7 protein-coding genes and 1 pseudogene are annotated in these 10,545 nt (G+C 43.3%); 1 reads left to right on the top strand and 7 read right to left on the bottom strand.

What is annotated here, in order from left to right; all coding sequences use genetic code 11:
* The 4 genes and pseudogenes from ACLFWI_RS18920 to ACLFWI_RS18905 all read right to left on the bottom strand — a co-directional run.
* On the bottom strand, window positions 1-1,061 hold a 1,061-nt coding region (locus tag ACLFWI_RS18920), incomplete at its 3' end, for a CobW family GTP-binding protein (protein WP_446414195.1).
* A 314-nt stretch (window positions 1,062-1,375) separates the two neighbouring features.
* Window positions 1,376-1,516 (bottom strand): annotated as a pseudogene (locus ACLFWI_RS18915) (hypothetical protein); the annotation flags it as partial.
* A 230-nt stretch (window positions 1,517-1,746) separates the two neighbouring features.
* The gene (locus ACLFWI_RS18910) at window positions 1,747-3,090 is read right to left on the bottom strand and encodes a TMEM143 family protein (RefSeq protein ID WP_446414194.1); all 1,344 of its coding nucleotides are present in this window, start codon (window positions 3,088-3,090) and stop codon (window positions 1,747-1,749) included.
* Between the two features lie 127 nt (window positions 3,091-3,217).
* The gene (locus tag ACLFWI_RS18905; RefSeq protein ID WP_446414193.1) at window positions 3,218-4,963 is read right to left on the bottom strand and encodes an LIC_10190 family membrane protein; all 1,746 of its coding nucleotides are present in this window, start codon (window positions 4,961-4,963) and stop codon (window positions 3,218-3,220) included.
* A 726-nt stretch (window positions 4,964-5,689) separates the two neighbouring features.
* Between ACLFWI_RS18905 and ACLFWI_RS18900 the strand changes: the two genes are divergently transcribed.
* The gene (locus tag ACLFWI_RS18900) at window positions 5,690-7,249 is read left to right on the top strand and encodes a hypothetical protein (RefSeq protein ID WP_446414192.1); all 1,560 of its coding nucleotides are present in this window, start codon (window positions 5,690-5,692) and stop codon (window positions 7,247-7,249) included.
* A 78-nt stretch (window positions 7,250-7,327) separates the two neighbouring features.
* On the opposite strand, the gene ACLFWI_RS18895 is transcribed toward ACLFWI_RS18900, so the two are convergent.
* The 3 genes from ACLFWI_RS18895 to ACLFWI_RS18885 all read right to left on the bottom strand — a co-directional run.
* Window positions 7,328-8,389, bottom strand: coding sequence for a glycosyltransferase family 2 protein (locus tag ACLFWI_RS18895; RefSeq protein ID WP_446414191.1), 1,062 nt, complete (start codon window positions 8,387-8,389; stop codon window positions 7,328-7,330).
* 57 nt (window positions 8,390-8,446) lie between these two features.
* Complete coding sequence (locus ACLFWI_RS18890; RefSeq protein WP_446414190.1) at window positions 8,447-9,370, bottom strand: glycosyltransferase family 2 protein; 924 nt, start codon at window positions 9,368-9,370, stop codon at window positions 8,447-8,449.
* Between the two features lie 74 nt (window positions 9,371-9,444).
* On the bottom strand, window positions 9,445-10,545 hold a 1,101-nt coding region (locus ACLFWI_RS18885; RefSeq protein WP_446414189.1), incomplete at its 5' end, for an ABC transporter ATP-binding protein.

The raw sequence follows: 10,545 nt of genomic DNA, 5'->3' as shown, positions 1-10,545 counted from the left end.
CAATTCTCAAGTTGCTTGTACAACTTATCATGGTCTAAATCTTGACCAATTAGCACCAATTGATTTTTCTTGTCACCTTTCCACTGATCATCTTCGATATTAAACCGCTTACCACTGAGGTGGAAAATGTGGCGGTTTGGACTCTCATCAAACCAGAGAATTCCCTTAGCTCGAAAAATATTCGTTGTCAGTTGATTGTCTAAGAAATATTGAAACTTCCGGATGTTGAAGGGTTTATCACTCTGGAAGGAAATCGAGGTAAATCCATCATTTTCTAAGTGATGAGAGTGATCATGATCGTGGTGATGCTCATGATCGTGATGATCATGATCGCAATCGTGGTCATGGTGATGTTCATGATCATGGTGATCCTCATGGTCATGATCCGATGACTCATCAAAATACCGAGCCGACTCAAACAATCCTACACTTAAAATCAGTGGTAATGGCACTTGGGATTGAGTGGTGCGAATAATCCTCGCCCCTTCTTTAATTTCGCGAATTCTTACCTCTAAGGCGTCTACATCTGCCTCATCAACTAAGTCGATTTTATTCAGCAGAATAATATCACCGTAAGCAATTTGGCTATATGCCGCTTCGCTATTGAATAGATCTAAACTAAAATTCTCACAGTCTACCACGGTAACAATTGAATCGAGGCGAGTCATGTCTCGCAGTTCGGTTCCTAGAAACGTGAGGGCGACGGGTAGGGGATCAGCTAATCCTGTGGTTTCCACCACCAAGTAATCCACCTTGTCGTCCCGTTCCAGTACCTTGTAAACGGCATTAACTAAATCTTCATTAATGGTGCAGCAAATACAACCATTACTCAGTTCCACCATGTCATCTCCGGTGGTGACAATAAGTTCATTATCAATGCCGATTTCGCCAAACTCATTGACTAAAACGGCAGTCTTGACACCTTCTTGGTTGCTCAAGATATGATTAAGCAGCGTCGTTTTGCCACTGCCGAGAAATCCGGTAATAATCGTGACAGGTAAGCCATGTTTCGCAGCGTCCAGGGTTGGGTCGGATGCAGACTGAGTGGTGAGTGATTGCATAAGGCGCTATGTTGAACTGTATTTAGACGTCAGAATATAGGAAGATAACGTACAAATGTGGTTGAATCCAGCATCAAGCTGTACGCTGGATCTGCCAATCCTTTCTCATAATAATACCTCCGTCGCAGGGAACTCCGTGTCCCTTCGCTTCGCTCGAGGGCAAGCTTTAGACCGGAGAGGAATGAACTCATTTCGACTTTAGTCGCCTACTGTCCATTTTGGAATCTATCTCAATGTCGGAGTAGACCTCCTGAGAGGCTTGCTCGTCGGCTTCTAGTTTGGTGTCGAGAGCAAAGACCTAGGCGACTTCTGGGTCAAGTGCGATTGAATTTGGCTGCTAATTGTCCTTGATCAGTTAGGGCTTTGCCTAAATTCGTGTAAACTTGAGCCTGGTTGGGTGCAAATTCCCGACTCCGACGAAACGACGCGATCGCACCCTGAAATTCTTCCTCCTGGTAAAAGGCTTTGCATCTTGCTCGCTACTAATACTAATACCCAATTTAAATGTATGACAGCTTATTTTCCCCCTTGTCTTCTTTCCTTCCTTGTCCCCAAGTCTAGTCTCCACCCTTAAATAAAAAACCTACACCTGTCAGGGGATGGAGAGGGGCTGGGGGTGAAGGCTGACTTGGTATTCGGCGCACTATTGCCTGTTTCCTGTTCTCCAAGCGAAGCGCTTAATGATTCAGGTATAAAGAAAGATATGATCCCAAATGTAATCAATTAATCGTTTAGCATCATCTAAAGGCAGAACCTGACAACATCCTTGCTTATCTTTCGTCAATAACGGAATTTCCGGGAGACTTGCCATATCTTTGCCATCTTGCACCAATTTACCGCGAATCTCCTCTAAATTATGAATCGGACCATTGATATCAAAATCAATCTTTGTACCAAACTTCTCATCCATCCAGGTTTCAATTCGGTTATCCAACTCTGCTGGGGTTAGGGGCTTAGGGCTAGTTAACAGATGGTAATAAACCAGAATGATTTCTTTACATTCCTCCTCTTCCGCCGCATCAATTAAAGCATGAAACACGCTGGCATTATTTGCCATATTCTTAAAAAACAGGGTTTCGGTCACAGTTTGGCGGAATTTAATCTGCTTACTCTTATAACTGCTATACTGCTTATAGGCAAAACCTCCTAATGTCACCAGTAACGATAACACAGCAACGAGGACGGGCATAATATCACGCACCTCCTCTTCACTTGCTTGAATCATCTCCAGAACCGAGGGTCCCATCGTAAAAAATAAAATAGCCCCAATAACTACTAAAAGTTTAGGCAGAACTCTCAGGATGACTGGAACAGCGGCACCAACAGCCGGAACGATTAAAAAGAGACGGTCTTTCCAGGTCATGCTAATTTTAATATTGGGAAAGAGGAGTTCTAAGTCAAATTTAGGGATATTCTTATAAAAATAGAGATACATCTTTCCTGGTGTGAACTGAAGAGAATCTAGTTGATCGCCTTGGCTTTGAAAATAATCGGCATCTTTGAATTTAATCAATAAAACGACCCGTTCAAAAAGATCGATTTTTTTATCTTTTTTCTTCAAGAATTTTTTAATTTGAATCGTTTTTTCATAATCCCCGCGACAGTAGCAGACAAGTTGATCAAATTCAGCAAAATTAACATCAGTTTTTAGTTGAATTAAAGACCTTTCTTTAAAGGCGCGTTGTAAACCATTCGGAGAGAGGGGAACATAATTGGCTCGTTCGAGAATCGTCTGAAAATCGGTAACCACCTTCGCCTCGCGTTCGGCTAACTTATCGGGAGGGAGTTCAATCCTGGATTGACTATTTGCATCAGGGTTGAACGCATCAGGGTTGAACGGATCATAATTATCCTTTAACCGCTCCAAATAAGCATGAAACTTAAAATGATAATAGGCGGAAAGTAGGGTACAGAAATCCCGAAACTGTTGCACCTTATCATTAGGCAACTGTCCATCGTCTAGGCACAGTTCGATTAAGTCGCTGCGGCGATAGGGAATAAACGCTTCTCGGTCTTGATAAGTCGCCATAAGTAGTCGGACAAAATTAAAGTTAACGGTTGAGATTAGGGAACAGGCAACAGGCAACAGGCAACAGTAAGGGTTTGAGGCTTGTTAACGTTTCTTAGTACAGCGTACAAAATTGATGTCCAGGTACTTATTTGACAGACACAAACCCAGCACCAATTCCTTGTGATGGGTCGCGAAGCCTGATATTTTTAATCGGTACGGCTGAACAGGGTAACGGAGATGCCCAACATCGGATTGTAAAGTTGGCTGGATAGACATAGGTAACATCATTTACTTGGTCAGATACTAGATTAACACTGGGTAAGGGAGGAGGTAAAATCAACCGCGATTGAGCATTATCCTGAATCAGACTAACAGTAGTCAAACCAAGTAAAAATAAGGAAGTCAACAGGATTGTTTGATGTTGTTTTAGGGTATGAGTGAATCGAAACAGCGGCTGGGTCAACTTAGAGGGGATTTTTTCAAACATACTTTGACCACATATTGCCCCAAATAAAGCCGGAATAAGCAGAAAATAGCCCAAGCCAAACCGGAGTAAAGGACTTTGGAGCAGAATAAATGTAATGCCGAGTAATCCCAATAATACTATCCAGGCAGTTCCTAATTTGAGGTGTTTTTTAAATTGTCGGAATATAGGGATAGAGAAAACAATAACAAAAATTGTGATCAACGCCATTATTTGGGATTTAATCGAACCTTTTAGCCATCGCCAAACACCTAAAGCTATAGCTGTTAATCCCGACTCATCTGAATCCGAAAATACCCACCAAAACTTGATGGGCTTAGTTTCCTTTATGGCTTCTTCGATGGGAACTGACCAAGGCAGATCGAGGCACATAAAGGTTGAAGGATACAGGGGGCATCCGGATGTGGTCAGGCTATATAAAACTATGGGTGATAGGATTAATAGAGTAATAGCACTGCCTGTCAATAGCCGCTTAATTTTTAGTTTCAACTGATTACCCATCAGATAAAAAAGAAATCCTATGGGGAGCAGAGGTAGCGCCGAAAGCTTAACGGTTACGGCTCCGGCTGATAGAATTAGGGGAATGGTTTTGGCATCTAAAAGAGGCGTTTTGGCATCAGTATCCCGTAAAGAAGACTGAGCGCTGTGGGAAATAACTAGAATTGACCAGGCTGTCACGCCAATCAGAAAGGCTACGGTTACATCAGGAGAAAATGAGATTAGTATTGGTGAACCCGTAAACGCGGTTCCTGTATAAACAAGAATGGCGATCGCGGAAAATATCAATAAAAACCAGTCCGATAAGCGTCCTTTCCGGCTGACTATTTGATTCAGGGTAATTAGAGATTGTAAAATAGCGATAAGGAAGACAAAACCATTGGTAATTGCACTGACTCGACTGCCAAAAATTGGAGATGTAAGTGGTGCAGCCAGAGCAAACCAAGAGGAGGTAAAGCCAAACTTACCATTGATTAGCGCTAACCCATTAACCGCGCCAAATTGAGACATCCAACGGATAGAACCAAAGTGATAGAGTCCGGTGTCAAACCAGACTATTTTTTGACTGGTAAAAGCGGCAATAATTAATTCTAAGGTAATAAATCCAACGATAAGGCTGGGAGAAAGAATTGAGCGGAGTGCAGCCAATTCACTCCGGGTTGACTGAGACAGGAGAGATAAGGCGACTAAACCAAGGGCAAGGACTAAACCAACGGCGCTAGATAATGGTAAAATCAGGGAGGTTGCCAGCAGGGAGATACACAGGACAATGATTCCCAGCCAGACGGCGGTGATGAAGCGATCGCCTCTGCGATCAATGTGATCGGCTTTCAACCAATTCACAATGGCTGTGCCAATTGAGAAACAAACACCAATCAGAAATAGCCAAGTGATCATAAAATAAAGCATTCAGTACCTCTGTCCTAATCAGCGCGATCGTCGCTATTTCTCATTTTCATCTATTTTACGCCCAAAAGGTACGTTATTAGACCGCGTGGACTGTAGCAATTTTATTGCTAGTGCCACATTATTATAGGCTTCCAGATGACCGATGAGGGCGAGTCGATCAAATTAATAGGCTTCCCCATGCAAGATAATCCAGCGACTCGCCCCTACAGGACATACTTATTTAGGGGTTGCGGAATAAGTGCTGTGGTGAGGGGGAGATATTGAAGCTCTTGAAGCTGGGGGAGATGGGGGAGCCAGGGTATATTTTTCCTGATAGCGGTGCAAGGTTTTTGATGAGTTTGATTCTCTTTCCACCGAAGATGAGCCAATGTCAATGCTACTCACGGTACTGTATTAAATGCAAGTAAATCGTCCTCAAACCCTTACCGTTTCCTATTCCCTGTTAAGCAGTTCCCTAATCTCAACCGTTAACTTTAATTGTGTCCACCTACTTAGTATATAGTTTGGTATATCGTATATTGTACTTCAATTTGGCTTGTATATTGTAATACAATAAGTTCAGGAAGGTTGCCAGGAGAAAGACACACAGGGAAACAATTCTCAGCCAGACGGCGGCGAAGCGATCGCTAATCAAGTTATAGCGTTAATCACATGCTGTTTGGCACTATCTCCCCAAAAATTTGAACCATGAACCATCAACCATGCAACAGGTAACCAGGAAGCTACATGAAAACGATTTCAAAGATAACGTTGATTGCCTTTTTATGGATTACCGTCATCAATTCAGGAACATTGGGTGTCTTGGATACAGAACTCAGGTTGCAGATGGCTCATAGTTGGTGGACAGGAACCGAAGAAGTACAAGTTGTTCCCGATTATAAACCTAGAGGACGAACTGACATCCGTTTAGGAGTCGTCGGCGTTGGGGGTAAGCGTTACATCGCCTATGAACCGGGACAGTCTATGCTGATGCTTCCGGGTGACTGGGTAGGAACTCAGCTTCATCAATGGTTCCCGATATTACCCGTACAGGATTTTCGAGCTTTAGTTGTCAGTTTGTTAATTTTTATCCCTTTAAATGTAGCAGTTGTCGTCTCCTGTTTCTGGTTGCTTAGACTGTTTAACTTTGAAGAACGAATCGCGGGTTTAGCGAGTATTGCTTGGTTACTGGGGACAACAGTTTTGCATTATTCTCAAGTTCATCATCAGAATAATCAAGTCCTGCTATTTGTTACTCTCGGTTACGCTAATGCACTGGCTTTTATACTGCGCCAAAACCCTCGTTTTCTGATCTGGAGTGGATTATCACTGGGGGCGGCTATGCTGATCCGGGTGACCAGTGCTATTCATGCGTTCACCGTAGTCTTGTTCTTATTCGGCTGTGCTGCTTATCAAAATCGGCATACGCGCAAAGTTCTCAAAGTCATCGGATTGTGGATTGTCGGTTTTATTCCCTTAGCTTTCCTCGGACGTCTATTGGATTATATTCGCTATGGTAACTTTTTAACCCATGGACAAAGCTTACTGTTGCATCAAATCAACCCCAAAGCAAATTCATCGAATGCAGCTAAAATTGTTATGCCTGATGAGTTTTCTAGCAATCGATATCCTGGACTCTGGGGCGTGTTTTTTTCGCCTGCCAAAAGTTTTTTTATCAATGATCCATTATTCCTACCGGGCTTGATGTTAGCGATTAGATTTTGGCGGCGACTTTCTCCTTATCTACAGTGGTATCTGGTGACCGGAATCCTCAACTTAGGTATTCATATCATTCTCACCAGTCGTCTCAGTTTTTGGCATGGGGATAATGCTTGGGGGGCAAGGTATCATCTGACGTCTGTTCACCTGTTACTCATTCCCCTTACAGGTCTGTTTATCCAGCATCTTCTATCGGCTAAAGGGATAAAACTGTGGCTACTACGGGCAATCCTCACCTTAGCGATTCTATTTCAAATTGCGTCGGTGGCAATGCCGATGAACTTAGAAATTTATCAAGCTAAAGTAGGAATGCCAGGGTCTCGACTTGAATTCCGCATCGGTCAGCGTTTGATTAATATTGTTTGTTTGAGCAACGGCTCATTGTCTAAGTTTTGTGTCAATAGTAATCCGGATAAGAGACCATATTTAGACCATTTGAATCACCTCAACTTTCTCCCCTTTACTCTTCGTCAAGAGGCTGCCGATAATCCGGCTTTAGGTAAACTTTCCCTAGTTTTATTGATCGTTTGGGGATTGGTATTAATTTTAGCTATTGGCACAACAGTATGGTTTTGTGGTTTTGGGTAAGCACCATTTAAGGGCAGGGCGTTATGAGAAAACTATTCCCTGTTGCCTACCCTCACCACAATACTTATTCAGCAAACCCTACTTAGAAGGATTAGTACTTGCTGGAAACGGTTGCATCTCTAAGTCTTGAGTGGGAGCGCTCTGACGTTGGCTTCGGGCATAGCGATCGCTGACATAACGGTTCACCATTCTATCGAGACGGATGAGAATTTTTTCTAATGTCAGACTGCGCTGTCCAAACAGAAGGCTTTTGGCTAGAGGTTTGACATAGGCTTTATGTCGCCGGAATCCTAGCTTTTTATATCGGCTTTGGAAGTAATGATCTTCAGTCAAGTCCCACTTTTCTCGAAAATGTTCCAGACTGGCTAAATCCCAAGCATCACTCCAGCGCAGCATAAAGAAGCCCAGGTCAGACCATTGTACAGGCGGTCCGGGAACATAGGTCACAATCACCTGTCGCTCTGCATAAATTTTGCCTCCAGCACGAGCCACCAGCATGCAAAAATCGAGGTGTTCACGAGTGCTGAGCAAACCTTCATCAAGGGGACCCGTCTTTTCAAAGATGTCAGTGCGAGCCAACATACAGTGAAACTCTACGTAGTCACACTCTGCTCGTTGGAGGCGATCGCGCACATCATTCACTCGTCTTTTAAAATGGCATTTGTGGTGAAAACGCTGTATTTGCTCCTCGCCAACCTGCTCCTCCTTGATCGAGATGCTTCCACCAGGATTATGGATCATATCATGAATCGGCGTGCCAATGCAGATTACAGGTCCAACCACTGCTGCTCCTGTCTCATTAGCACATTCGACTAATCCCTTCAGCCAACCGGGCGTGACAACAACATCATTGTCGATGAAAACAACATACTTTGTCTTGACCTGACGCAATCCTAAATTTCTGGATTGGTTAGGCGACAGGTAGCGATTGACTCGAATCAGTTGAAAATCCTTCTCCTGTGCTTTATTTGCCAAATATTGCTGGATATGCTGAGGCGAACCCCCATCGACATAAACCAAGTTAAAGGGAATTTCTGTATAGTCATAAATGCTCTCCAGGGATTCACGAGTATAGCTGAAACGCTCTCGTGGGGTAACAACCACTGTGACTTGTGGTTCGCTTGTACGTACAGTTTCCATTTTTACAGTCTCCTAACAATTGGATTGAGTGGAATTGGCTTTTACGTTTAGACAAGTTTAATTGCTCTTCAACGGTTCTGTTAACATTCGCCCGGTAGATTCGCTTAGGCTGTGCCAAAAGGACTCAGTAATTTGACTGAGGGTATAAGTTGGATGAATCCGCAGCGCTAATAATACGCTCAAGAACGCTGCCCGTTTTTGATTCAGCTCGTAGGACTTAAGGGCGTGTTTGTAGACAAAATCAGCAAACATCTTTGGGTGCGCCTTAAAAATTGCACCATGCTTACGGAGCAGTTGATTAAAACTGGCTTGACGCAGCGACGGATCGCGAGAAATACGCGAACCCTCGTGTACGAACATTTGATAGGTGACAATCGGCAGACCGAGGATTGAGCAGACTGGATTAAGTCTTAGGAAGATTTCAGTATGAACGCGAGAGCTAAATGATTCGTCATATCCACCAATCCCTAATAGCAACTCACGCTCCACCATTAAAGTTTGCTTCGAGAGAAAGGATTGCTCTGGCTCAATTTCTTCGAGGAAAAAATGCTTTCCGCGTGGTAGTGTCGGCGGAATCCGCCTCTGAGTCACGTTGCCATTGAGATCCACTACCTCCAAACCAGACAGCACCGCCACGGGTTGAGGAAGCGTTGTATTGGCAAGGGCTGTGAGTGAAACTTCTGCCATCTGGGGTAACAGTTGGTCGTCATCATCCAAGTAGGTGATGTAGCTTCCGCGAGCGGCTTTTGCCCCAGCATTGCGGGCAGCGGCTGTACCCCGATTAACCGACTGCCGGATAATCCGCAGTCGGGGATATTCCGGTAGAACAACAGGCTCAGATGAACCATCATCGACGACAATCACTTCCAAATCATCGATGGTTTGTTCTAAGGCACTCTTTACAGCACGAGGCAAGAGATGAGGTCGGTTATAGGTAGGAATAATAATGGAGATACAGGGGTTGCTCCTGCTCATAGTCATGATCGGTGGGTTTGTGTAAATCGACATTGGTGTGAAACTCGCTCTGCTAACAGAGTCAGTCTCAGTTCAATTATTTAAATGAGGCTACTTTTCACGCTTTCATTTTGGATGATTTGCCAAGTTCTCGGTTGATAAAATAAACATCGGCTTGTTGTTTTACTGGGTTCTACGGCAAATCGAAAAGATTTATATTTGTCCAGAGACATCACCCCTCTTCTTATATAAATTTTAGAATTGTATTTGCCAGGTATTAAACCACAATAAGGCATTTGCATGTGAATTTCAACCTTGCCAGGATAAATTTCTAAACACTCATTATCAAGATCTGAGGTAATTGATAATACCCGTTGATCGCCACCCGATAAGGATGTAATTACGATACCCACATTCAGATTATCTAGAAACCGAGAAGCGTTGCAGGTAAGGCATAAATAAGCAGGCTCACCTGTTTTTAGCGTTTCCAAAAGCTGACCCTGCTCACTTTTAAAACAAATCGATATAATATCCAGTCCCAGACTTTCAGTTTCTGACTTTTCGGGTAACACAATTAAACCTGACGCTGGACTCGTTCCGGCTAAACAAAGATCAGCTTCATAGTGCTGAATTACGACTTCAGCTTCATCGCTACGGATAAGATTACCTCGTTTTAAATAAATAGCCGATTCGCAAACATTTAAAATATTATATGGATTATGAGAAACAAGGATGAAAGCCGTTCCATTTTCTTGCAATTGTGCCAAGCGATGATGGCACTTCATTTTAAATTGAATATCACCAACCGCTAGTACTTCGTCAATTAATAAAATCTCAGGTTCAATATGAATAGCGCAGGCAAACCCTAATCGTGCTGCCATACCTGAACTATAGGTTTGCACAGGTGCATCAATAGCATCCTGAATCTCGGCAAATTCTACAACATCATCAAATTTTTCCTTAATTTCTTGAGTTGATAACCCCAAAATTGACATATTGGCATAAATATTTTCTCGTCCGGTTAGAATCGGATTAAATCCTGCACCAAGGGCAATTAGGGGTGCTACCCTACCTCTAACTCTTACCGAACCCGAATCGGGTTTAATTAAACCACTGATAATGCGAAGTAGTGTACTTTTCCCTGCACCATTAGCACCGACTAAACCCAGCGCCTCGCCTCGCCGTAACTGAAAACTAACATT

The organism is Coleofasciculus sp., assembly GCF_046539235.1.
GTDB lineage: Bacteria > Cyanobacteriota > Cyanobacteriia > Cyanobacteriales > Coleofasciculaceae > Coleofasciculus.
The sequence above is the reverse complement of the archived record's forward strand: the minus strand, read 5'-3'. Positions and strand labels throughout refer to the sequence as shown.

Bases quoted from the DNA above. Each gene is read 5' to 3' on its own strand.
- ACLFWI_RS18910 (WP_446414194.1), bottom strand. From the start codon at position 3,090: ATGGCGACTTATCAAGACCGAGAAGCGTTTATTCCCTATCGCCGCAGC.
- ACLFWI_RS18905 (WP_446414193.1), bottom strand. From the start codon at position 4,963: ATGCTTTATTTTATGATCACTTGGCTATTTCTGATTGGTGTTTGTTTC.
- ACLFWI_RS18900 (WP_446414192.1), top strand. From the start codon at position 5,690: ATGAAAACGATTTCAAAGATAACGTTGATTGCCTTTTTATGGATTACC.
- ACLFWI_RS18895 (WP_446414191.1), bottom strand. From the start codon at position 8,389: ATGGAAACTGTACGTACAAGCGAACCACAAGTCACAGTGGTTGTTACC.
- ACLFWI_RS18890 (WP_446414190.1), bottom strand. From the start codon at position 9,370: ATGACTATGAGCAGGAGCAACCCCTGTATCTCCATTATTATTCCTACC.